The sequence below is a fragment of the Halomonas sp. genome (assembly GCF_034520545.1).
Classification (GTDB): Bacteria; Pseudomonadota; Gammaproteobacteria; order Pseudomonadales; family Halomonadaceae; genus Halomonas.
Map to the genome: position 1 here is coordinate 300,745 of NZ_JAXHNN010000003.1, position 20,458 is coordinate 321,202.

Genomic DNA, 20,458 nt, shown 5'->3' on the forward strand with positions numbered 1-20,458 from the left:
TTCCATGGCCCATGTCCATGCCGATACCCCTTTCGCCCCGCTCGGTCTCGCCGTGCTGACCGTTTCCGACACCCGCGGCTTCGATGAAGACGGTAGCGGGGACCTGCTCGGCGAACGGCTCACTCAGGCAGGCCACGCGCTGGTGGAGCGACAGATCGTGCCCGACGATGTCTACCGCATCCGAGCGGTGGTCTCTGCCTGGGTGGTACGCGAGGACATTCAGGTAATCCTGGTCAACGGTGGCACCGGCTTCACATCACGCGATACCACTCCCGAGGCGCTCGCGCCCCTGTTCGACAAGGCGGTCGACGGCTATGGCGAGCTGTTCCGTCAGCTCTCGCTGGAAAGCATCGGTACGTCCACCATCCAGTCCCGAGCGGTGGCCGGGCTGATCGATCGTACCCTGGTGTTCGCCATGCCCGGTTCGCCCAAGGCGTGCGCCACCGCCTGGGACGGCATCCTAGTGGCCCAGCTCGATGCTCGCACCCGGCCCTGCAATTTCGTCGCCATGGTACTGCCGGAGGCGAAGCACTGTGCATCCCGCCAGGTCTCCACCGAGGAGGGCGCGGCGGAAGGGGTCGAGGCATGAACTGCGGCTGCGCGGAGGTCGTTACTCCCGGCCTGCTTGACCTTTTCGATGCTCGGGCCCTGATGGTGGCGTCCGGCGTTCCGGTAGGGGGTTGCGAGCGGGTCGCGCTGGACGATGCCACCGGTCGGGTACTGGCCGAGGATGCTCACGCCGTCCTCGACCTGCCTGGTGTCGACAACAGCGCCATGGACGGCTATGCCCTGCGTCGGCGTGAACTCGCCGTGACGCCCTCCGGCCTGCCGGTGACGCTGCGTGTGCCGGCCGGGGCCGGTGTGCTCAGGCTCTCCGACGGAGGCTGTGCTCGCATCTTCACCGGCGCCCCTGTGCCGCTGGGTGCAGACGCAGTGGTGCCCCAGGAGAAGGTGAGCCTGGACGCCGCGGGGCGTGTGCACGTCGAGGATGAGCTGGCCGCGGGCGCCAATATCCGCCGCCGGGGCGAGGAGAGTCGTGTCGGTGATGTGCTGCTGACCGCGGGCACGCGGCTGAACGCCGCGTCCATCGCCCTGCTGGCAAGCCAAGGCATCGATATCGTGACGGTGCGTCGACGGCTCCGCGTGGCCCTGGTCAGCACCGGCGACGAGCTGATCGAGCCTGGCCAAACCTGGGTGCCCGGCCAGGTCTACAACAGCAATGGCGCCATGCTGAGGGCCCTGCTTGCCCAGCAGGGCTGCGAGGTTCTCGACCTGGGCGTCGTTGCCGATACCGCAGCTGACCTGAGTCAATGCTTTGCCCGGGCGCGCGAGGAAACCGATCTGGTAGTGTGTACGGGTGGGGTCTCGGTGGGGGAGGAGGATCATGTGCGTCCGGTACTGGAGCACCTGGGCGGCATCAGCTTCCACGGGGTGGCGATAAAGCCCGGCAAGCCCTTTGTCTTGGGCTGGCTCGGTTCCTCGCTGTGCGACGGCACCCCGCTGATTGGTCTGCCAGGCAACCCGGTGGCCTCGCTGGTGGGCTGGCAGTGGCTGGCGCTGCCGTTCGTGCAGGGGCTTCAGGGGCGTACCCCTCCGGCGCTGCAGCGCTTCCCGGTCACCGCCGGCTTCTCCCGGCGGGCCCCGAGAGGCCGACGCGAGCTGTTGAGGGTGGTGCTGGACTGGACGGGTGGTGCGCCTGTCGCACGCCTGGCCGGCGGACAGGGCTCGCACATGCTCGGCGCCGCCAGCCAGGCCCATGGCTACCTGATCATCGATTCTAATAATAATGTGGAGGAAGGCCATGTCTACGGATACTGTCCCGGTGCCCAGTTCCTCGACTGAGCTGCTGTTCCGCCCCCGACAGCTGCGCGACCTGGTGCGTGGGGTGCCCTGGCTGGGCGACCTTGATGATGAGCGGCTCGAGGACCTGCTGGAATACAGCCAGGTGCGAACCCTCAAGGCCCGCGAGTGGCTGTTCCGCCAGGATGCACCGGCCGAATGGCTCTACGTGGTGATCAGCGGCGTGGTGCGCCTGGTGCGCAGCGCTGGCGATGGCCGCTTGGCGACCATCCGCTGCGTGGAGCGCGGCGGCACTCTGGGCGAGCTGAGCATGGTATCCAGCGCCGGCGTCTATCTCTACTCTGCCGAGGCCCTGCGTCGCACCCATGTGCTGTCGATCCCGGCAGCGCGCTGCCGCGAGATCATGGATTGCCAGCCCGCCTGCCGTGCGGAATTCATGAGCCGCCTGGCCCTGGAGCTCACCGAGCGTCTCGAGGACATGGCCCTGCTGACCCAGGCCGATGCCATGGCGCGCCTGGTCAGCTACATCCTGCGCCAGCTTCCGGCGCGCCGCGCCAGAGGGCCACGCGTGGTCCGGCTGACCATTCCCAAGCGCTGGCTGGCCGCTCAGCTGGCCATGACGCCGGAGACCCTGTCGCGCTTGCTGGCCAAGTTGCGTGAGGAGGGCTTTATCAATATCGATCGGCAGCGGCTGGTGGTTCTCGACGAGCAGAAGCTGCGCGATCTCATGCTGAGCGACGATTGACAGCCCACACCACCCATCCTGGGCGTGTCGTCGGCCCCACGACCTCGATGCGTCGTCAGCGTTGAGGAGACGAGCATGCGCCTGGAATACCACGGCCCGCTGCCTGAGTCGGTGGGCTTTCTGCTGTTGCCGTGTTTCTCGATGATGGCGTTCTTCGCCGCGGTGGAGCCGCTGCGCATTGCCAACGATCGAAGCGACAGGCCGCCATCCCACTGGAGCTTGATCAGCGCCCACGGCGAGCCGGTTACCGCCAGCAACGGCACCTCACCCCTGCCACCGACCATTCCATCCACCAGGTGAACCATCGGCCCATGCCTGGCGGTATGCAGCGGTTTCGCGCCGGGAGCGCATCTTGCCCGGCCATTGATGGGCTGGCTGCACCGCCTGGACCAGGCTGGCTGGGTTCTGGGAGGCCTGGATACTGGGTGTTCCCGCTGCCGCCGCGGGACTCTGAAGGGCGAGCGCGCACTGCACTGGGAGAGTCTGCCGGCCTTCCGGCGAACGCTTCCCCGCTATCCAGACCTCTGATGAGCTGTTCGAACTCGGGGAGCGTCGTTTCTCCTGCGCCGGTGGTGCCGCAGCCATGGACATGGTCCTGGAGGTGATCGCCCGGCGCCACGGATCTCGATTGGCCATCGACGTCTCCGAGCAGCTGATCCACGAACGGCTGCGCAGCCGCAATGATCAGCAGCGCATGACCCTGGCGCGACGCCTGGGCACTCATAACCGCCGTCTGGTGGAAGCGGTCGCACTGATGGAGCGGCATCTCGAGACGCCGCTTGGACTTTCCGATATCGCCCGCCGCAGCGGCGTCTCCCAGCGTCAGCTGCAGCGCCTCTTCGAGCAGCATCTTGCCACCTCCCCACGCCGCTGGTACCTGGCCTTGCGTCTTGGCCGTGCACAGCACTTGCTCACCGAGACCGACATGGACGTGCTCTCCATCGGGCTGGCCTGTGGCTTCACCTCCGGTCCCAGTTTCTCGCGGGCGTTTCAGCATTACGGCACCCGCGAGGCGCGTCGAGGGGCTGGTGAATGACTGTAAAAGTGGGGAGGGGCTGGAGTCTCATGGTGAGGAGCAGGATACACCAGTAGCCACCCACGGGGAGGGTGGCTCGCAGTGCTTAACGCGGCTCGCTCAACGACGGATGCCGATGGTACGCCCGGCAAGCGTCGGCCACGCACTGCGCTCGACATGGGGCAGTTCGGCGATGGCGGCCTCGATGAGGTTGGGGAAGGGCGCCGGACGACCACTCTCTTGGCCCATGCCCATCAGCATCTGCTCGCTGGTAGCCAGCAGAGTTCCATCGAGGTCATGCATCGCAAGCATGCAGCCGCTTGGTGTCGCGATCAGGCTCAGGGCCACCTCGAAGCGGTTGCCCTTCGTGGGCCTCGCGGCGGTAGCAGAGATGGGCTCCTCCAGGGTGTAGATCGTATAGCCATGCTGCGCGCGGCCGGCATCATCCAGGCCGATACCAGCCGTCCACCGCCAGGGAGAAGACCCTGGCGTATTCGGCATCGTTCATGTGGCCGTTGTAGTCGACCCACTCCGGCCGGACTCGGGTTTCGAGTAGTGTCATCAGATTCGCCCCTCCAGGCCTTCGGCTTCGGGCCAGTATTTATGCACCAGGTCGAGCAGCTCGACCAGGAAGTCGTCGCGTCGGCGGTCGAGCTCGGCCACGCTGCGACCGGCAGCCTGATGCTCGCAGCCCTCGACGACCTTATCGATCAGCTCGTCGGTGAGTTCGGGAGCTTTGAGCTTGGTCCAGGGCAGCTTCAGTGCCGGGCCGAACTGTTCGAGCATATGGCGCATGCCCGGCTCGCCGCCGGCCAGGTGGAAAGTCAGGAAGGTGCCCATCAGCGACCAGCGCAGGCCGCAGCCGTAGACCACCGCGGCATCGATCTCGGTGGTGGCCACGCCGTCGTTGACCAGGTGCAGCGCTTCGCGCCACAGCGCTTCCATCAGGCGGTCGGCGATATGCCCCTCGATCTCCCGGCGTACCACCAGGGGGCGCATGGCCAGTGCCTGGTAGAGCGCTGGGCACGCTCGATATGCTCCGGCTCCGTGGCCTGGCCCCCCACCAGCTCGACCAGCGGCAGCAGGTAGACCGGGTTGAAGGGGTGGGCGACGATCACTCGCCCCGGCGCCCGTGTGCAGTCCTGCTGCAGGTCGCTGGGCTTGAAGCCGGAGGTGGAGGAGCCGATGACCACGCCTTCGGCGGCACTCGCATCCAGGGCGGCGAGGATCTCGCGCTTGAGTGTCAGGCGCTCCGGCACGTTTTCCTGGATCAGGTCGGCATCCTCGACGGCCTTCTCGAGGCTGTCCACGAAGTGCAGCCGCGCGGGGCTGTCGTCCTCGGCCAGGCCCAGACGCTCGAGGGACCCCCAGGCACTGTCGACGAAGGCGCGGGTACGCGCCGGGGCCTCGGGATCGGGGTCGAAGGCCACCACGTCCCAGCCGCGCCCCAGGGCGCGGGCGATCCAGCCGTTGCCGATCACCCCGGTACCGATCACGCTAAGTTGGCGGCTCATGCCTCACCTCCCACGGTCTTCGGTCCACGGTCTGCCCTGGCCGGTGCGCGGGTCGCGCAGCTTCAGATGAGCGCGGGTCTCTGCCGGGCTCATCACCCGGGCGCCCAGGTTCTCGAACAGGCTGGAGGCCTTCTCCACCAGCTGCGCATTGGTGGCCAACACGCCCTTCTCCAGGTAGAGGTTGTCCTCCAGGCCGACCCGGGCATGGCCACCCAGCAGCACCGCCTGGGCCGCCATGGGCATCTGGTGGTGGCCGACGCCGAAGGCCGCCCACTGGGCGTTTCTGCAGCTCGTTGCGCACCTGCCAACACCGTCGCGTCCGCCTCGGTGCGCCAGGCAAGTCCAGGGCAGACCTGGTAGAGCGGATCACCGTCGATCAGGCCCTTCCTGCTGCAGCTGACGGGCAAACGCACACGCTGCCGAGGTCGAGCATCAGCTTCGCTCGACGCCCGCCGCTGGTCAGCCTGGCGTGCTCGCGCAGCCAGTCGGCGGCGTCGATGACCATGTCGCCGAACTGAGGCTGCCGGAGTCCAGGGCGCACAGCTCCGGCAGTAGCTCGCCCACCGGCGCGTGGCGCTGGGCCGGGGTCTGGATGTCGGGTGCCCGGGCCGCCGCGAGTGGGTCCTCGACGTCGGGGATCCAGTCGCCGCCGCCGGCGGTGATGTCCATGATGATGTCGAATTGCTCTCGCGAACGCGCTCCATGACCTCGCGGAAGTGCTCCAGGGAGTGGCTGACGCCGCCGGTTTCCGGGTCATGCGCATGTGGATACGCGAACTGGCACCGGCCCTGGCGGCGGCGATGCAGTCATCGGCGATCTGGCTTGGGCGTGACGGGAACGTTGGGGTTCTTGCCAGTGGTGTCGCCGGCGCCGGTGACGGCACAGGTCAGGACGACGTTGCGGTTCATGCTCCGCTCCTTGGGTGATGGATTCGAGATGTCGAGCGGTGACTTCCCCTTGCCTTACCCTCGTCTCGACTTTAAGCGAATCTTTTTGCATAAAGCGACAAACCAGGAAGCATAGATCGAGACAACGACCGTTGCGGAAATCACCGTTAGCATGGGCCGCTGTCTTACGGTTTAGCAGGGAGTGCATGATGGCGCTGCTGGACGTTCTCTCGCCGCTCTCGTCGGGGATCAACCTTCTACTGATCGTGATCTCGGTCTTTACCTCGGCCTTCACCGCCGCGGTGGGTGTCGGGGGCGGGGTGCTGATGATCATGGTACTGGCTCAGGTAATGCCGGCGGCGGCGCTGATCCCGGTCCACGGCATGGTGCAGTTTGGCTCCAATGTCGGCCGCACGGCGATGACCTGGCGTCATGTCGATCGTGCCATGCTCGTTGCCTTCATACCGGGGGTGTTGCTGGGCGCGCTGGCCGCCGCCTGGTTGCTGGTGCGTCTGCCGGCGGGAGTATTGGAGTTGAGCATCGCCGCCTTCGTGCTCTTCACCTGCTGGGGGCCAGGACTGCCGAAACGGGCCTTGGGGCGGTGGGGCGTGTTTGTCGTCGGCGCCGTCACCACACTGCTCTCCAGCCTGGTGGGTGCCAGCGGCCCCGTAGTGGCCGCCTTCATCAAGCAGAGCCAGGAAGGGCGTCTGGCCAAGGTGGCGACCTTCTCCGCCTGCATGCTGCTGCAGCACCTGACCAAGGCCTTCGTCTTCGGCGTGGCCGGCTTTGTCTTCCGGGACTGGCTGCCGCTGATGCTGATGATGGTAGCGGCGGGTTTTGTCGGCACCTGGCTGGGACTGCGCCTCCTGCATTGGCTCCCGGAGCACCGCTTCGACATCTTGTTCAAGTGGGCGCTGACGCTGCTTGCGCTGCGCCTGGTGTGGTTAGGGGGGCAGCGGTTGGCAGGGGCAGGGTGATAGTTACACTCAATCAGTTTGGGCAGTGGCGCAGTGTGTAAGGATGGAAAAAGGGTTAAAACAGCGAAAAAAACCGGGAAAAGTCCGCTTTCTGACCTGTACAGGGCGCCATAGACAGCCATAATGGCATTGGGCAACAATAAATAAACTTCGAGGGAACACGACATGGTGCCTATCACAACGAATAACTGGCGCCGTAGTGGGGGCATCTTCGCGCTGCTGGCCTGCCTGCTGCTTGCAGCTACGGCCGTCCAGGCCAATCCTCGCTATGCCGGTATCGTCATCGATGCCGACAGCCAGGAGATCCTCTACGCCGAGAATGCAGACAAGCTGCGCTATCCCGCGTCGCTGACCAAGATGATGACGCTCTATCTTCTCTTCGAGGCACTCGAGCGGGGCGAACTGCAACTCGGTTCGCCGCTGTCGGTTTCCTCCTATGCCGCCTCCAAACAGGCCTCGAAGCTCTATGTGAAGGCGGGATCGACCATTCCAGTGGAGAAGGCCATCGAGGCGCTGGTGATCAAGTCGGCCAACGATGTGGCCGTGGTGGTGGCCGAGGCCCTGGGTGGCAGCGAAACGCATTTCGGTCGCATGATGACCGATAAGGCTCGCGCGCTGGGCATGCACAGTACCACCTTCCGGAATCCCAACGGTCTGCCCGATGCCGCCCAAGTGACCACAGCTCGCGACATGGCGGTGCTCGCCCGTAGCGTGATGCGCGACTTCCCTCAGTACTATCCCTTTTTTTCGCGGACGAGCTTCACCTGGCGCGGCAAGACCATCACCGGCCACAATCGGCTGCTGGATAATTACGCCGGCGCAGACGGCATGAAGACTGGCTTCATCCGTGCCTCGGGCTTCAATGTGGCCACCTCGGCGGTGCGTGACGATCGTCGCCTGCTGACCGTCGTGATGGGTGGCTTCAGCGCCGCCTCGCGGGATGCCCACACCGCCGACCTGCTGGATCGCAGTTTCATGCGTGCCTCGCTGGCCGATGGTCGCGGCTGGCTGGCCAGTGCCGATATCACCGGAGGGCGGTTGATGCCGGGTGACCCCCAGGCTCCAGGGCAGCCGGTCGGCGACCGGGTCCGTCTGGCCAACCTTGGCACATCGACCATTACGTCACCGACCGCGGCGCCGACGGCGGCTGTGGAGACTCCGAGACAGGTGGCGTCGCGGGTCGTCCGTGTTGAATCGCCGGTCTCCACCGCCATGGTGGGCCTGGAGCAGGGCTCGACCGACGATCCCATACGTGAGCTCATGGCCAGCACACCCCCGGTGGCGGATTTCCTCCCTCTCCAGGAAGGCGCCATCCAGCGCAGGAGCTGGGGCGTGCAGGTGGGTGCCTTCAGCGATGCCGGCCATGCCCGTACCCTGGCGTCCCGTGCCGCCCATCAGCTGGCCAGCGAGCTGACCGACGCTCGGGTCGCCGTGGCCGACGCCGAAAAGGCCGGCATCTACCGTGCCCGCCTGGTGGACATGAACGAGGGGCAGGCTCATACCGCCTGCCGTCGCCTGGTGGCCCAGGGCATGGAGTGCATGGTGGTCCAGGCCAGCCTGTGAGGGCTTGCCCTCCGGCACGTCACCGACTAGCGTAGTGATCTCCACCCACCCCGCCGGCCCCAGGCCGGCGGGGTGGCTTTTTGGGGTTCCGCCAGGGGAGGGCATCGGCGTGTCATCGTCATTCAAGGGCATCGGCTTCATGTGCCTGGGTGTGCTCTGCCTGGCCATCGGCGACGCCATCGCCAAGTGGCTGGGCGAGGTGCACTCACCACTACAGATCATCTTCTTTCGTACCCTGGTCTCGCTGCCGATGATCGCGGTGCTGGCCCGGTTCGGTGGCGGCCTGAGCAAGCTGCGCACACGACGCCCCGGGATCCACCTGCTGCGTGGGCTGATCTACAGCGGCACCATGTTCTGCTTCGTGCTGGGACTGACCCTGCTGCCGCTGGCCGAGGCCACTGCCATCGCCTTCGTGGCACCGCTGTTCGTCACCCTGCTCTCGGTGCCGCTGCTGGGCGAGCGCATCGAGGGGCCGGTGCTGGCGGCCTCGCTGGTGGGCTTCGCGGGGGTGCTGATCGTGGTGCGTCCTGGCGGCGAGGCCTTCGATCCCGGCGCCCTGGCGCTGATCGGCGCGGCGGTCTTCTATGCGCTGATGATGATCACCGCGCGACGCTGGGGTGGCACCGAGCACCTCTGGGCGATGGTCTTCTACATGACCCTGGTGCCATTTTTACTGACCGCCCTGGCGCTGCCCTGGGTGTGGCAGACGCCCCATCCCTGGCACTGGCCAGCATTCTTGGGTTCGGGCATCTTCGGGGTGGGCGCCACGGCCTTCATCACCATGGCCTTCCGCCATGCCCCGGCGGCCATCGCCGCCCCCTTCGACTACACCGCCATGCTCTGGGCGGTGCTGCTGGGCTGGTGGTTCTGGGGCGAGATGCCGGATATCTGGGTGTTTATCGGCAGCGCCCTGATCATCGGCAGCGGCCTGGCGATCGCCTATCATGAGCGGCGCACCACCCTGAAGCGCCGGCCGACCTCCTGACCACTCAGCTTGGCGAGCAGAATGCGCGCGCGGCGGCTTCTGGGTCGGGAGCGCCGCAGATCGCGGAGACCACTGCCAGGCCTTGGGCGCCAGCCTGGTGCGTCGCGGCCACGTGCTCGGCCTTGAGGCCGCCGATGGCCACGGTGGGTAAGGGGCTGGCCGCCACCAGGCTTGCCAGCCCCTCGAAGCCCAGCGGTGCGGCGTGGTCGTGCTTGCTGGGGGTGGCGAATACCGGGCCCAGACCCAGGTAGTCGAGGTACTCGGTATCGACGCGGACCATCTGCTCATGGTTCTGTACCGAGAGCCCGAGAATCGCCTCCGGGCCCAGCGCCGCGCGGGCCCTGGCCACGTCGCCGTCGTCCTGGCCGATGTGCAGGCCTTCGGCACCGCAAGCCAGAGCTACCCCCAGCCGATCATTGATGATCAGCGGCACGCCGCTGCCGGAAAGCGCCGCCTTGAGGCGACGCGCCTGGTCGATCAGATCGGCATCGCTGGCGTGCTTGTCACGCAGCTGCACCATCGTCACACCGCCGCGTACTGCCGCCATCACGGTCTCCACCAGCCCCAAGTCAGCGCAGAGCTCCCGGTCCGTGATCAGATAGAGCGATAGATCAAGGCGCATCGTGCATCTCCACTCGGGCCCGTTCGGCCAGGGTTTCGCCATCGAGATGAAAGAGGGCGTCGAGGAAGGCTACCGCAAAGCTGCCTGGGCCATGGGCGACTTCACCGGCCAGTTCGCCTGCCACGCCGTAGCAGGCCAGCGCCGCCACCGTCGCCTCGAAGGAGTCATCGGCGTTGGCTACGAACGCTGCTACCACGCCGGTCAGCGCGCAGCCTAGGGTGGTGACCCGGGGCATCAGCGGATGACCACCGTAGACGTGGGCAACCCGCCGGCCGTCGGTGACCAGGTCCACCTCGCCGGTCACCGCGACCACGCCGCCCGTTTGATGAGCCAACTGGCGAGCGGCCTCGAGAGCGGCTTCGGCTGGGTCGGTGCTGTCCACACCGCGTCCGCCGCCGGCCTGCCCGGCCAGGGCGATGATCTCCGAGGCGTTGCCGCGGATCACGTCCGGCGACAGCGCCAGCAGCCGTTCGCCGGTCTCGCGGCGATAGCGCGTGGCGCCCACGGCCACGGGATCCAGCACCCAGGGACGGCCCGTCTCCCTGGCGGCCAGCGCAGAGGCCTCCATGGCGTCGACCCAATGGGGCGAGAGGGTGCCGATGTTGAGGGTGAGGGCGCCTGCCAGCGCGGTGAACTCGGCGGCTTCCTCGCGGGCATGGACCATGGCCGGCGAAGCGCCGATGGCCAGCAGCACGTTGGCCATGCTGTTCATGGCGACATGGTTGGTGATGTTGTGGACCAGCGGGCTGGTCTCGCGCACCCGGGTCAGGTGGGCGGCGGGATCGATAGAATGCATAGTGCCTCCCCGGCGCGGGAAGTGCAGGTCGGCGAAGGGCCTGAGCCGCACGACTCCCTACGCCGGCATTATCCGGGTCAGGTTCCGAGGGTGCATCTCAGCCGTGGCGGTCTCGCCGCGGCGCCCCTGTCGTCAGCTGTCACTATCCCCGCGCGCCTACCGGCTGTAAAGGAAAGGCCGAGCTCAGGCCTTCTCGGAGTTGGCGCCGCTGCCCTTCAGGCGGTTCGCGCGAGCCAGCGCAGGGCCACCTTCCGGGCGTTAGTCAGCTCCCGGCAGAAGGTCAGCTGGCCGGCAGTGCGGCGGATACCCGCGCGGCGTAGCTTGACGATAATCCGGGTCGGAAGCCCGACCAGCACCAGGGCGACTTCTTCGCGATGCATCTCGTCGATCAGCGTCTTCAGCGCCACGATGGCGGTGCCATCTATGCTCGGCACGTCATGCATGTCGAGGATGACGATCCGCACGTTTGGGTCCACCAGGTGCAGCGAAGTGAGCGCTTTTTCGGCGGCGCCGAAGAACAGCGGGCCGTTGATATCGTAGAGCGTGACCTCGTCGGGCAGCGGATCGATGCTGGCATGGGTGGCCGCGTCGACACGCTCGGTCTGGGTCAACAGCGACATGCGCCGGATGAACAGGGCGGCGGCGAGCCCCATGCCCACGGCCACCGCCAGTACCATGTCGAAGACCACCGTCAGGGTGAAACAGGTTACCAGGATGGCCACATCCCCCGGCGGGGCTGAGCGCAGGGTGTGCAGAAAGTGGCGGGCCTCGCTCATGTTCCAGGCGACGATGAACAGCAGCGCCGCCAGCGCGGCCATCGGCACCAGCCCTAACAAGCCGGCCAGGGCAACCACCGCCAGCAGTACCACCAGCGCATGCACCACCGCCGCGATCGGCGAGCGGGCGCCGCTGCGAATATTGGTGGCGGTGCGAGCGATGGCGGCCGTGGCGGTGATACCGCCGAACAGTGGCGCGACGATGTTGCCCAGCCCCTGGCCGATCAGCTCGGCGTTGGGGTCATGCCGGGTCCGCGTCAGGCCATCGGACACCACCGCGCAGAGCAGCGACTCGATCGCCCCCAGCATGGCGATGGCGAAGGCGGGACCCAGCAGGGCGCGTAACAGGGCGAAATCCACCACCAGCGGCTCGCCATCCGCGCCAGGCAGCCGCCAGGGGGCCGTGAAGCTCGGGGCGATCGGCGGGATGCCGCTGCCCGTTTCGCCATTGGCCTCCCAGGTAAAACGTGAGGCGATGGTTTCCACCAGGTTACCCGTGCTCGGGTCGCCGATCCCGTGGTTGACCGCGTAGGCCGCCACCGCGCCGACCACCAGCCCGATCAGCGGCGCCGGAATCGGTACATGCAGGCGCGGCCAGAGCAGCATGACCCCCAGGGTGAAGGCCCCGACCCCCAGTTCCAGCGGACTCAGGCTCGGCAGTGAGGCGGCGATGCGCCCCAGGTTCTCGACGAAGTGCTCGCCCAGCTGGCCGACCTGAAGGCCCAGGAAGTCGGGCACCTGCAGTACCGCGATCACCACAGCGATCCCCGCGGTGAAGCCCAATACCACGGGATAAGGCACGTACTGGATGAGGCGCCCCATACCGGTGAGGCCCAGCGCCACCAGGATCAGCCCGGCCATCATCGTGGCGATCAGTAGGCCACCCAGACCGTACTGCTGAACGATGGGAAAGAGGATGACGACGAAGGCCGCCGTTGGGCCCGAGACGTTGAAGCGTGAGCCGCCGGTTAGCGCGATGATGGCGCCGGCGACGATTGCCGTGTAGAGCCCGTGCTGTGGGGGCACGCCGGTGGCGATGGCCAGCGCCATGGAGAGCGGCACCGCCACGGTGCCGATGGTCAGCCCGGCCAGCACGTCGCGGCGCAGGTCGTCCAGGCCGTAGCCATCTCGCCAGGCCGCGCGCAGGCCGGTGGCGATGCCGGGAAGTCGCGGTGGCGGTCGGTGGCGTGCCATGCGCGAGGTCTCCTCCTTGCGGGGTCACCCATCCCCTGGATGGGCTGGTGGCCGCACCCGAGGTAGGCGGTGATCCGGTTGCTTATGTGAATAACATTAACATGCCGTTAGTATTTTCGACAAATGTGCCCCGGCATTGCCACGGGTGGCAGCGGGTATTAACATTTGATGATAATGTTTCCGGAGAATCACGATGGAAAAAAAGACGGCACGCCTGACCCTGCTGATCGACCCGCACAAGAAGCGGGCCTTCGAGCAGCTCTGTGCGGCACAGGACCTGACCCCGTCCCAGGTGGTGCGACAGCTGATCCGCGACTATCTGCGCGACCATGGTGTGGAATACGAGACACGCCCCGACCTGGCCACCAGGGACGCGCCGGGACGGGAGTGATTTTGCGGCACTCGGCAGGGCAGGAAACGATTGTGCCGAAGGAGGTGGGAGAAGAGGCGTCAGGGCGCGGGCGCGGCGGCGCCCAGGAAGCGTTCCTGCCAGTAGTCCAGGGCCAGCGCGGTGGTGGTGACACGACGGCCTCTCCCCGGGGCGTGGATCATCTCGCCGTCGCCCAGGTAGATGCCTACGTGGCTCGGCTTGCCGCCGCCGGCGGTGGCGAAGAACAGCAGGTCGCCGGGGCGAGCCGCATCGGCCCGTGGCAGGGCCTCGAACTGTTCCCGGGAAGTGCTTGGCACGCGGATGCCGGCCCGGGAGTAGGCACGCTGGACCAGCCCCGAGCAATCCATGCCGCGCTCGGTGGTGCCGCCCAGGCGATAGGGCGTGCCCAGCGCCCGCTTGGCCTCGGCGAGGATCAGCGCCCGGTCGATGGAGAGCTCCCCCGGCGCTTCTCGGGTGGCGAGCTCGCGTCCCGCACAGCCGGTCAGCAGGGCGACGAGGAACATCATGACCAGCAGGCGATTGCCGGCCGTCGTCAGGGCATGGCCGAGAGAGAGGCGGGGCAGGGCAGATGTCTCGGTCATCTCCGTCGCGGTCACTCTTGGGCGGTTAAGCCGTCAGCCTATACCGTCGGTATGTATTAGCGAAAGGAAATGCGCGCACCACTGGCCAGCATCTCGTCCGGTGAGAGGGCATGCCCCGGTACGCCGATCATCTCGTCGCCGCACTGGTCGCCCCAGGTCAGCACGCCATGGGTCAGGCCGATGCCACCGAGCAGATCGCGGATCTCTCCAGTGCCGAGGAAAGTGCGGGTCTTGCCCTGGTTGTCGGAGAGTTCCGAGACATCATTGGCGTGGTGGAACCGCACCGTATAGATGCCATCCATCGATTCGACCTCGACGATCGGCGTAAGGCCATGGGCGATGGCATTGGAGATTTCCTTGAGAGTGACATGGTCACCCAGCTGACAGGCCGGGATGGACATTGTGTTGCCTCCTCAGAGTTGGTGTGTGTACAACTAGTGTAGAAGGTTGTCAGGTCATATCAAGAGGCCTCAGTCGTATCCGTTGCTGGTGTTGTGACACTGCATGAATGATGTGTATATGCCTTATAAAGGAACTAACGGCTCGCGTTGTCAGCGGTGATTCGTCCGGCGGGGTGGAAAAGTGCCCTGAATACCCCCACTAAAGAAGATTGTTCGTCCACCTCAGTGAAAAGGAGCCCCCATGAGCTTTCAGGGAGAACAGCACCCCGGCGTCCAGACGCCCACCGCCGATAGCGAGGGCTTTCGCCTCAACCACACCATGTTGCGGATCAAGGACCCCGAGAAGGCGTTGGCCTTCTATACCCGCGTCTTCGGCATGCGGGTGCTGCGCCGGCTCGACTTCGAGGAGATGCAGTTCTCGCTCTACTTTCTGGCGCAGCTGGAAGCCGGCGAGACCGTCCCGGAGGAGACCGGGGAGCGCACCGTCTGGACCTTCAGCCAGCGTGGCGTGCTGGAGCTGACCCACAACTGGGGCACAGAGGAGAAGGAAGGCTTCGCCTACCACGACGGCAATGCCGAACCCCAGGGCTTCGGCCATATCTGCTTCAGCGTGCCGAATCTCGAGGCCGCGGAGACCTGGTTCGACGCCAACGATGTGGAATTCGTCAAGCGCGCCGACCAGGGCAAGATGAAGGATGTGGTTTTCGTGAAGGACGTCGACGGCTACTGGATTGAGGTGATCCAGGCCGACCGTATGGCGGGCAAGGGCGACTGAGCCTGCTGCGTCGTCCCGGCGGGGCGATCTTTGCCTTCTACGGCTCAGAGGGATAAGGTCCTTACCCTGTTTGTTCATGGCATGATCTGCCAAGGAGATTCGATGAAAGTGCTTAACCGTCCCGTGAACCTTGCCCTGGCCGGTGCCCTGCTGGCCGCCCCTCTGGCCTGGAGCGCCACCGCCCTGGCCGAAGAGCCCACCGAAGTGCGCTTCTCGGTACCCGCCTGGCCCGGCGTCACCGTCAAGAGTGCCCTGGCCGGCCAGCTGCTGGATGCCCTGGGCTATGAGACCCGCCAGCAGGAGCTGGGCTCGACCATCACCTACGAAGCCCTCACCCAGGGTGAGCTGGATGTCTTCCTCGCCGCCTGGCTGCCCGCCCAGCAAGCGATGTTCGATGCCACTATGGAAAAGGGCGCCATCGTCGATCTCGGCAATAATGTCGAGGGAGCACGACTGGGTTTTGCCGTGCCGACCTATGTTCATGAGGCCGGCGTGACCTCCGCCGAGGACCTGGCCGACGAAGAGATCGCCGAAAAGCTCGATCGCACCATCTACTCCATTGAGGTGGGCTCCGGCATGAGCGACACCCTCAACGAGGCCGTGGAGAACGACACCTATGGCCTGGGCGACTGGAAGCTGTCCGAGACCTCAACGCCGGGCATGCTCAGCGCCGTGGAGGCGGCCATCAATCGTGAGGAGTGGATCGTCTTCGCCGGCTGGACCCCTCACTGGATGAACATCGAGTACGACCTCGAGTACCTGACCGATACCCAGGACATGTGGGGGCCTGACGGCGGGCGCAGCGACGTGCGCACTCTAGTCACCAGCGACTTCGCCGAGGCCAGTCCCAACGCCACCCTGTTGCTTGATCAGCTCAGTTTCACGGCCGAAGATCAGAGCGCGATGATCCGTGGCTTCAGCTACGAGGAGCGCGAGCCCGAGGCGGTGGCGCTGGACTGGATCCGCGACAATCCCGGCAAGGTACAGGCCTTTCTGGAAGGTGTGACCACCCGCGACGGCGAGCCGGGCTGGCCAGTCGTGCAGCAGGCGCTGGAGATACCCGGCGCCTGATGCTTGCCGCGCTACGTGCACAACGACGAGGCCGCCCAGGGGCCTGGCGCATCATGTTGCTTCCCCCTCTGCCAGCAAGGTGCGGGGGGATGTGCGCCAGAGCGTCAGGGCCGGCAGACCGGTTGCCAGCAGTGCCACCAGCAGCGCTGTGCCCAGGGTGACGACGATCTCGACAGGGAAGACATGCAGCGGCAGGCGCCAGCCGAAGGCGGCCACGTTGATCACCGCCACCAGGCAGGCGGTGATGGCAATGCCCAGCGGCACGGCGGCCAGACCCGTGACCAGCGCTGCGCCGCCCAGCTGAACTAGCTGGATGCCGGCGAGGCGCCCGCGGGTCACGCCCAGGGCCCAGAGCGGCGCGAGCCGACGGCGGCGCTCCCGCGCCTGGGCGAGCAGGCTGGCAAGCAGGGCCAGGGCCGCCACGGCCAGGGTCAGGGCATTGAGCGCTCGGGTGATGGAAAAGGTGCGCTCGAAGATGTCGGTAGAGAGTGCCTTGACCTGGCGCTGGTCGATCAGCGCCTCCTGGTCCAGCGCGAAACGTTCGGCCAGCTCGCGGGAGAGCGTATCGGCCTTGCTCCCGTCCGAGTCGGCCGTATCGGCGAGCACGATGCCGATCGACTCCGGCTTGGCCGCGAAGCGTTCCCGCAGCATTGTCGCGGTCATCAGCACTTCGCCACGCGGGTTTCCGTAGTCTGGGTAGATGGCGGCCACCGTCATCGTCTGCTGGCCGTCCGGCGAGCGCAGGGCCAGCCGGTCCCCGGGGCCGATACCGTGGCCGAGTGCCAGCTGTTCGTTGATAAAGGCTTCGCCGTCCTCGAGCGCCGCCCAGGCCGCACCTCGCCCCTCCCGGCTCTCGAGCAGCGGCCATGTCGGGGTGAGCCGGGTTCCCGGGGTGATACCGAACAGCGATACCGGCACCTCGAGACGCCGATCGTCGTCGCCGGCCCGGACCTCGAGCAGGGTCGACTCTGCGCTGGCAGTGGGCAGTAGTTCGGCGACGTCGTCGCGCCCGTCCAGCCAGGCCTGCACCGCATCGAACTGCTCGGTTGGCGGTCTCAGGTAGAGGTCGGCGGTCAGCCGCTGGTCGAGCCAGTCAAGAAAGGTAAGGCGAAAGCCGCCGACCATGCTACCGACGCCCAGGTTGGCGGAGAGGGCGATCAGCAGCGCCATCATGGCCAGCGAGAGGCGCGGCAACTGGAGCTGCAGGTCGGCCAGCGCCCACTGGGTCAGAGGAGTGCGGCGTGCAAGCCGTCCCAGGCCGGCAAGCCCGGCCGCCAGCAGCGGCGAGAGCCAGAGGGCGCAGGCCAGCATCATCGCCCCCACCAGCACGAAGCCGGCGACCAGTCCCTCGCCGGGGGGCTGTGCGCTCAGCCAGGCCCAGACCGCCAGGGCCAGCAGGGCGGCCAGGGTGCCGGCGATGACCTGGCCACGCAGCTGTCGCTGGAAGCTTGCGCGCCACGCCTGGGCCTGGCCCATTCCCAGTACGCCGAGCCGCGAGGCCCGCCACAGCGTGCCGCTGCCGGCGACGAAGAGCCCGCCCAGGGTCACCCCGAGTCCGCCCATCCAGTAGTGCCAGGGCAGGCGCAATTCCGTGCCCACCGCGGCGCCGTAAAGGTTCTGCAGCGTGGCCGCCACGTCCGGCAGCAGGACACGGGCCAGCCACACGCCGCTGGCGATACCCGCCAGGGCGCCGATGATGCCCAGCAGGACCAGCTCGAGCGCCAGCAGGCCCACCAGCGTGCGCCCCGGAACGCCCAGGGCGCGCAGCGTTCGCAGCAGCCCCAGGCGCTGCTCCAGCGCCAGGCCCAGCGCCGCCTGGACGATGAAGAGCCCGACGATCAGCGCCAGCAGCGCCATGGCGGTGAGATTGAGGTGGAAGCTCGCGGTGAGCTCGCCCGGGTCGACCAGGGTCTCGGCGCGGCTGAGCCGATAGCCCTCGGGGGCCGCCTCCAGGGCGCCGGGTGCGGTCACCAGCCGGCTGAGTGTGGTGCCACGCTCCAGCAGGCGGGCCGCAGCGGCGATATCCATCACCAGGGTGTCCGGCGGAAGCGAGGGCGCGAGGACCAGCGGTGGCAGCCGCCGGCCATCGGCCAACGCTGGTTCGGCGCCGGGCGCCGTCTGCCGCTCGAGCCCTAACCGCGGGGCGGTATCCGGGGCCAGCCGGGTCTGCCAGGGGGGCGTGAAGAAGGCCGTCAGCTCACCGCCACTGCCTGCCGTGGCGAAGGCGCTGTCGCCGGGCAGGGTCAGCGGGTAGATGCCGATCACCGTCAGCCGCTCGCCCTTTGCCGTTAACACCCGGCCTTCCAGCAGCGGTGAGACTGGCAGGCCGGCGCGGCGCAGGGTCACGAAATCTTCACGGTCAAGGGGCTCGCTGTCGCGACGCTCCAGGCGGTCCAGGCCAGTGGTGAAGAGCGCCTCGGCCCGGTCATAGCTGTCGCGGGCCGAGGCATTGATCGCCTGCACACCGCTCCACAGCGCACTTGCCACCCACAGGCCCAGCAGCAGCATGGCCAGCTGGCCGGGGTGGCGGCGATAGTGGGAGAGCAGGGTGGCCAGGGTGGTGAGCATGGGAGCACGTAGGTGGCAGACGAGCGGGGCCGCGTGGCCCCTTTTACCGGTATCGTCTCACAGAAGCGACAAGGCGGGGAATGGCAGGCGTACAGCTCCCAGAATGCGGTCTCGCTTCGGGCAACGCCCCGAGCACTACCGGCGTGAGCAGCGCAGCGATAGTCGCTTAGCCGTCAGCTTCCGGTTACTTCTCGGGCTCATCGAGGTGCAGCCAATGGGCCAGCCGGGAGTGGCGTCGTCGATTCAGGTACCAGGGCAGCAGGCTCATCACTGTGAGCACCGCGACGACAGCCATGATCGATAGCAACGGGTTCAGCTCGAAGGCTCGCCCCAGGCTGGCGAACACCAGGGTCATGGGCAGCATGCCGACCATGGTACCCAGTGCAAAGCGCCCCGTGGTGATGGCGGTGACCCCGGCGGCGTAGCTCACCAGGGCAAACGAGAAGATGGGCACTAGACGCGTGACCAGTACGGTGAGCAACAGCAGCCGCTGCGAGCCCTGGTGACCGAACAGCGGATTGCTTGGCAGCCTGGCGCGCAAGGCCTCACGCCCCAGCAGCCGGGCCAGGGTGAAGGCGATCATGGCGCCGGCCATGGCGCCGACGATCGACAGCAACGCGCCCGGGAGCAGGCCGAAGGCCAGCCCGGCGGCCGCGGTCACCGGCAGGGTGGGGATCGGGCCGACCACCACCGCCAGCGTCATCAACAGCAGGAGCAGCAGGGGGCCCAGGCTGCCCTGGCTGTTGAACCATCCGGCGATGCCGGAGGGAGAGAAGCTCATGGGCAGACCCAGCGCCTGGAGCAGCCACCAGATCCCGGCCATGATGGCCGCCACGGTGGCAATCAGCCCGGTCTTGAAGACCCAGCTGGGAGGGGCTTTCACGGTGTCGGTATCCTTTCGACGCTGAATTAGCCGATACGGCCACGGGAAAGCTGCAGGCGGCGGTCCAGCGGGGCGGCCACTCTCGGGCTGTGGGTGACCATCAGCAGCGCGCAGCCGGTGTCGCTCACCAGGGCCAGCAACAGGTCCAGAACTTCATCGGCGGTGCTCTCGTCCAGATTGCCGGTGGGCTCGTCGGCGAGCAGCAGGGCCGGGCGCGGCGCCAGGGCGCGGCCGATGGCCAGACGTTGCTGCTGGCCACCGGAGAGCTGTTCCGGGTAGCGCTTCTCCAGGCCGGCCAGGCCCAGCCGTTCGATGAGTTCGGCTGTCCAGTCGGACCGCTCGCGCCCGGCCAGGCGTGCCTGCAGGCGCAGGTTGTCGAGCACCGTCAGGCTCGGTACCAGGTGAAACTGCTGGAACACCAGGCCCAGGGTCTCACGACGCAGCCGCGCCCGGTCCGCCTCGCCGAGCGACGAGATGAGCCGGTCGGCGACCCTGACCTCGCCGCGATCGGGCAGGTCGAGGCCCGCGGCCAGGTGCAGCAGGGTCGACTTGCCACAGCCGGACTCCCCCATCAGCGCCAGGCTCTCGCCGGCGTTGAGGGTCAGATCGACTCCATCCAGCACCTTGAGCGGTCCTTGAGGCGTGGCATAGGCCTTGTGGACCTGGCGGAACTCGAGCATGGCGGCCTCTCTGGCGTTCGATGGCCCGGTGATGGTGGCACAGCCGATGGCTCAGGCGAAGATCCGCTCAACTCCGCAGAAAAGTCCTGGCTGGCAGGAGGGTGCCGAGTTGCTTGTTGGTCAAGCTTACGACTTATCGTGAGGGATGAAAGAGGTCCTATGTAGGCTCATGCCGCATCCTCGGCATCGAGAGGCCGTGCCTGTTTCAGGGCAATGGCCTGGAAGGGAGTCGCT

Annotated in this window: 24 protein-coding genes, 1 pseudogene and 1 riboswitch; of the genes and pseudogenes, 12 read left to right on the forward strand and 13 right to left on the reverse strand. The window is 67.0% G+C overall.

Going from position 1 to position 20,458, the window contains the following annotated elements; all coding sequences use genetic code 11:
- The first annotated feature begins 4 nt into the window (after window positions 1–4).
- The 5 genes from moaB to U5L98_RS03400 all read left to right on the forward strand — a co-directional run bounded on the left by moaB (window position 5) and on the right by U5L98_RS03400 (window position 3,581).
- Complete coding sequence (gene moaB / locus U5L98_RS03380) at window positions 5–589, forward strand: molybdenum cofactor biosynthesis protein B (RefSeq protein ID WP_322556936.1); 585 nt, start codon at window positions 5–7, stop codon at window positions 587–589.
- Entirely contained in the window at window positions 586–1,842 is a 1,257-nt protein-coding gene (glp, locus tag U5L98_RS03385) for a gephyrin-like molybdotransferase Glp (RefSeq protein WP_322556937.1), read from the forward strand. Before moaB ends, glp begins: the two co-directional genes overlap by 4 nt.
- Window positions 1,802–2,545: a Crp/Fnr family transcriptional regulator gene (locus tag U5L98_RS03390; protein ID WP_322556938.1), complete on the forward strand. Its 744-nt coding sequence runs from the start codon at window positions 1,802–1,804 to the stop codon at window positions 2,543–2,545. Before glp ends, U5L98_RS03390 begins: the two co-directional genes overlap by 41 nt.
- A 75-nt stretch (window positions 2,546–2,620) precedes the next feature.
- A complete protein-coding gene (locus U5L98_RS03395; RefSeq protein WP_322556939.1) occupies window positions 2,621–2,845 on the forward strand; it encodes a hypothetical protein in 225 nt (74 codons plus the stop codon).
- Window positions 2,846–3,128: 283 nt separating this feature from the next.
- Window positions 3,129–3,581 (forward strand): helix-turn-helix domain-containing protein, encoded by a 453-nt coding sequence (locus tag U5L98_RS03400; RefSeq protein ID WP_322556940.1) that lies wholly within the window; start codon window positions 3,129–3,131, stop codon window positions 3,579–3,581.
- Between the two features lie 99 nt (window positions 3,582–3,680).
- On the opposite strand, the gene U5L98_RS03405 is transcribed toward U5L98_RS03400, so the two are convergent.
- From U5L98_RS03405 to U5L98_RS03425, 5 genes and pseudogenes are all read right to left on the reverse strand, one after another.
- Window positions 3,681–3,872 (reverse strand): hypothetical protein, encoded by a 192-nt coding sequence (locus U5L98_RS03405; RefSeq protein WP_322556941.1) that lies wholly within the window; start codon window positions 3,870–3,872, stop codon window positions 3,681–3,683.
- Between the two features lie 130 nt (window positions 3,873–4,002).
- Complete coding sequence (locus tag U5L98_RS03410) at window positions 4,003–4,122, reverse strand: thioesterase family protein (protein ID WP_322556942.1); 120 nt, start codon at window positions 4,120–4,122, stop codon at window positions 4,003–4,005.
- Window positions 4,122–5,074 (reverse strand): annotated as a pseudogene (locus U5L98_RS03415) (L-carnitine dehydrogenase). Before U5L98_RS03415 ends, U5L98_RS03410 begins: the two are co-directional and overlap by 1 nt.
- Before the next feature lie 3 nt (window positions 5,075–5,077).
- Entirely contained in the window at window positions 5,078–5,311 is a 234-nt protein-coding gene (locus U5L98_RS03420) for a 3-keto-5-aminohexanoate cleavage protein (protein ID WP_322556943.1), read from the reverse strand.
- Window positions 5,312–5,533: 222 nt separating this feature from the next.
- On the reverse strand, window positions 5,534–5,743 hold the full coding sequence (locus U5L98_RS03425) for a hypothetical protein (protein ID WP_322556944.1): 210 nt from the start codon (window positions 5,741–5,743) through the stop codon (window positions 5,534–5,536).
- Window positions 5,744–6,170: 427 nt separating this feature from the next.
- Here U5L98_RS03425 and U5L98_RS03430 point away from each other — a divergent pair, with 427 nt between their 5' ends.
- The 3 genes from U5L98_RS03430 (at window position 6,171) to U5L98_RS03440 (ending at window position 9,486) form a co-directional block, all read left to right on the forward strand.
- Entirely contained in the window at window positions 6,171–6,938 is a 768-nt protein-coding gene (locus tag U5L98_RS03430; protein ID WP_322556945.1) for a sulfite exporter TauE/SafE family protein, read from the forward strand.
- Window positions 6,939–7,103: 165 nt separating this feature from the next.
- The gene (locus U5L98_RS03435; RefSeq protein WP_322556946.1) at window positions 7,104–8,501 is read left to right on the forward strand and encodes a D-alanyl-D-alanine carboxypeptidase; all 1,398 of its coding nucleotides are present in this window, start codon (window positions 7,104–7,106) and stop codon (window positions 8,499–8,501) included.
- A 109-nt stretch (window positions 8,502–8,610) separates the two neighbouring features.
- Window positions 8,611–9,486: a DMT family transporter gene (locus tag U5L98_RS03440; protein ID WP_322556947.1), complete on the forward strand. Its 876-nt coding sequence runs from the start codon at window positions 8,611–8,613 to the stop codon at window positions 9,484–9,486.
- 4 nt (window positions 9,487–9,490) lie between these two features.
- Here U5L98_RS03440 and thiE read toward each other — a convergent pair whose 3' ends face one another.
- The 3 genes from thiE to dauA all read right to left on the reverse strand — a co-directional run bounded on the left by thiE (window position 9,491) and on the right by dauA (window position 12,874).
- Window positions 9,491–10,108 carry a thiamine phosphate synthase gene (gene thiE / locus U5L98_RS03445; protein WP_322556948.1) on the reverse strand — a complete coding sequence of 206 codons (618 nt, stop codon included), beginning with the start codon at window positions 10,106–10,108 and terminating at the stop codon, window positions 9,491–9,493.
- Window positions 10,098–10,904 (reverse strand): hydroxyethylthiazole kinase, encoded by an 807-nt coding sequence (thiM, locus tag U5L98_RS03450; protein ID WP_322556949.1) that lies wholly within the window; start codon window positions 10,902–10,904, stop codon window positions 10,098–10,100. The genes thiE and thiM overlap by 11 nt, the downstream gene beginning before the upstream one ends.
- A 37-nt stretch (window positions 10,905–10,941) precedes the next feature.
- Window positions 10,942–11,042: riboswitch (TPP riboswitch) on the reverse strand.
- Between the two features lie 77 nt (window positions 11,043–11,119).
- Window positions 11,120–12,874, reverse strand: coding sequence for a C4-dicarboxylic acid transporter DauA (dauA, locus tag U5L98_RS03455; RefSeq protein ID WP_322556950.1), 1,755 nt, complete (start codon window positions 12,872–12,874; stop codon window positions 11,120–11,122).
- Window positions 12,875–13,067: 193 nt separating this feature from the next.
- On the opposite strand from dauA, the gene U5L98_RS03460 reads away from it, so the two are divergent.
- Window positions 13,068–13,265, forward strand: a complete 198-nt coding sequence (locus U5L98_RS03460) for a CopG family transcriptional regulator (RefSeq protein ID WP_322556951.1) — start codon at window positions 13,068–13,070, stop codon at window positions 13,263–13,265.
- Between the two features lie 59 nt (window positions 13,266–13,324).
- Here U5L98_RS03460 and U5L98_RS03465 read toward each other — a convergent pair whose 3' ends face one another.
- Window positions 13,325–13,846, reverse strand: a complete 522-nt coding sequence (locus U5L98_RS03465; protein WP_322556952.1) for a C40 family peptidase — start codon at window positions 13,844–13,846, stop codon at window positions 13,325–13,327.
- A gap of 56 nt (window positions 13,847–13,902) precedes the next feature.
- Complete coding sequence (locus U5L98_RS03470; protein ID WP_322556953.1) at window positions 13,903–14,247, reverse strand: hypothetical protein; 345 nt, start codon at window positions 14,245–14,247, stop codon at window positions 13,903–13,905.
- Between the two features lie 241 nt (window positions 14,248–14,488).
- Between U5L98_RS03470 and gloA the strand changes: the two genes are divergently transcribed.
- A complete protein-coding gene (gene gloA, locus U5L98_RS03475) occupies window positions 14,489–15,022 on the forward strand; it encodes a lactoylglutathione lyase (protein WP_322556954.1) in 534 nt (177 codons plus the stop codon).
- A gap of 102 nt (window positions 15,023–15,124) precedes the next feature.
- Window positions 15,125–16,093, forward strand: coding sequence for an ABC transporter substrate-binding protein (locus U5L98_RS03480; protein ID WP_322556955.1), 969 nt, complete (start codon window positions 15,125–15,127; stop codon window positions 16,091–16,093).
- A 51-nt stretch (window positions 16,094–16,144) separates the two neighbouring features.
- On the opposite strand, the gene U5L98_RS03485 is transcribed toward U5L98_RS03480, so the two are convergent.
- From U5L98_RS03485 to U5L98_RS03495, 3 genes are all read right to left on the reverse strand, one after another.
- Window positions 16,145–18,661, reverse strand: coding sequence for an ABC transporter permease (locus U5L98_RS03485; protein WP_322556956.1), 2,517 nt, complete (start codon window positions 18,659–18,661; stop codon window positions 16,145–16,147).
- A gap of 184 nt (window positions 18,662–18,845) precedes the next feature.
- Entirely contained in the window at window positions 18,846–19,544 is a 699-nt protein-coding gene (locus U5L98_RS03490) for a TVP38/TMEM64 family protein (RefSeq protein ID WP_322556957.1), read from the reverse strand.
- A gap of 26 nt (window positions 19,545–19,570) precedes the next feature.
- Window positions 19,571–20,224: an ABC transporter ATP-binding protein gene (locus U5L98_RS03495; protein WP_322556958.1), complete on the reverse strand. Its 654-nt coding sequence runs from the start codon at window positions 20,222–20,224 to the stop codon at window positions 19,571–19,573.
- Between U5L98_RS03495 and U5L98_RS03500 the strand changes: the two genes are divergently transcribed.
- A complete protein-coding gene (locus U5L98_RS03500; protein WP_322556959.1) occupies window positions 20,223–20,366 on the forward strand; it encodes a hypothetical protein in 144 nt (47 codons plus the stop codon). The genes U5L98_RS03495 and U5L98_RS03500 overlap by 2 nt on opposite strands.
- Window positions 20,367–20,458: the final 92 nt, after the last annotated feature.

Bases quoted from the DNA above. Each gene is read 5' to 3' on its own strand.
- U5L98_RS03390 (WP_322556938.1), top strand. From the start codon at position 1,802: ATGTCTACGGATACTGTCCCGGTGCCCAGTTCCTCGACTGAGCTGCTG.
- U5L98_RS03400 (WP_322556940.1), top strand. From the start codon at position 3,129: ATGGACATGGTCCTGGAGGTGATCGCCCGGCGCCACGGATCTCGATTG.
- U5L98_RS03395 (WP_322556939.1), top strand. From the start codon at position 2,621: ATGCGCCTGGAATACCACGGCCCGCTGCCTGAGTCGGTGGGCTTTCTG.
- thiM (WP_322556949.1), bottom strand. From the start codon at position 10,904: ATGCATTCTATCGATCCCGCCGCCCACCTGACCCGGGTGCGCGAGACC.
- U5L98_RS03435 (WP_322556946.1), top strand. From the start codon at position 7,104: ATGGTGCCTATCACAACGAATAACTGGCGCCGTAGTGGGGGCATCTTC.
- U5L98_RS03405 (WP_322556941.1), bottom strand. From the start codon at position 3,872: ATGCTTGCGATGCATGACCTCGATGGAACTCTGCTGGCTACCAGCGAG.
- gloA (WP_322556954.1), top strand. From the start codon at position 14,489: ATGAGCTTTCAGGGAGAACAGCACCCCGGCGTCCAGACGCCCACCGCC.
- U5L98_RS03420 (WP_322556943.1), bottom strand. From the start codon at position 5,311: ATGGCGGCCCAGGCGGTGCTGCTGGGTGGCCATGCCCGGGTCGGCCTG.
- U5L98_RS03470 (WP_322556953.1), bottom strand. From the start codon at position 14,247: ATGTCCATCCCGGCCTGTCAGCTGGGTGACCATGTCACTCTCAAGGAA.
- U5L98_RS03465 (WP_322556952.1), bottom strand. From the start codon at position 13,846: ATGACCGAGACATCTGCCCTGCCCCGCCTCTCTCTCGGCCATGCCCTG.
- U5L98_RS03500 (WP_322556959.1), top strand. From the start codon at position 20,223: ATGGCGGCCTCTCTGGCGTTCGATGGCCCGGTGATGGTGGCACAGCCG.
- U5L98_RS03410 (WP_322556942.1), bottom strand. From the start codon at position 4,122: ATGACACTACTCGAAACCCGAGTCCGGCCGGAGTGGGTCGACTACAAC.
- U5L98_RS03425 (WP_322556944.1), bottom strand. From the start codon at position 5,743: ATGGACATCACCGCCGGCGGCGGCGACTGGATCCCCGACGTCGAGGAC.
- U5L98_RS03460 (WP_322556951.1), top strand. From the start codon at position 13,068: ATGGAAAAAAAGACGGCACGCCTGACCCTGCTGATCGACCCGCACAAG.
- glp (WP_322556937.1), top strand. From the start codon at position 586: ATGAACTGCGGCTGCGCGGAGGTCGTTACTCCCGGCCTGCTTGACCTT.
- thiE (WP_322556948.1), bottom strand. From the start codon at position 10,108: ATGCGCCTTGATCTATCGCTCTATCTGATCACGGACCGGGAGCTCTGC.
- moaB (WP_322556936.1), top strand. From the start codon at position 5: ATGGCCCATGTCCATGCCGATACCCCTTTCGCCCCGCTCGGTCTCGCC.
- dauA (WP_322556950.1), bottom strand. From the start codon at position 12,874: ATGGCACGCCACCGACCGCCACCGCGACTTCCCGGCATCGCCACCGGC.
- U5L98_RS03485 (WP_322556956.1), bottom strand. From the start codon at position 18,661: ATGCTCACCACCCTGGCCACCCTGCTCTCCCACTATCGCCGCCACCCC.
- U5L98_RS03480 (WP_322556955.1), top strand. From the start codon at position 15,125: ATGAAAGTGCTTAACCGTCCCGTGAACCTTGCCCTGGCCGGTGCCCTG.
- U5L98_RS03495 (WP_322556958.1), bottom strand. From the start codon at position 20,224: ATGCTCGAGTTCCGCCAGGTCCACAAGGCCTATGCCACGCCTCAAGGA.
- U5L98_RS03430 (WP_322556945.1), top strand. From the start codon at position 6,171: ATGGCGCTGCTGGACGTTCTCTCGCCGCTCTCGTCGGGGATCAACCTT.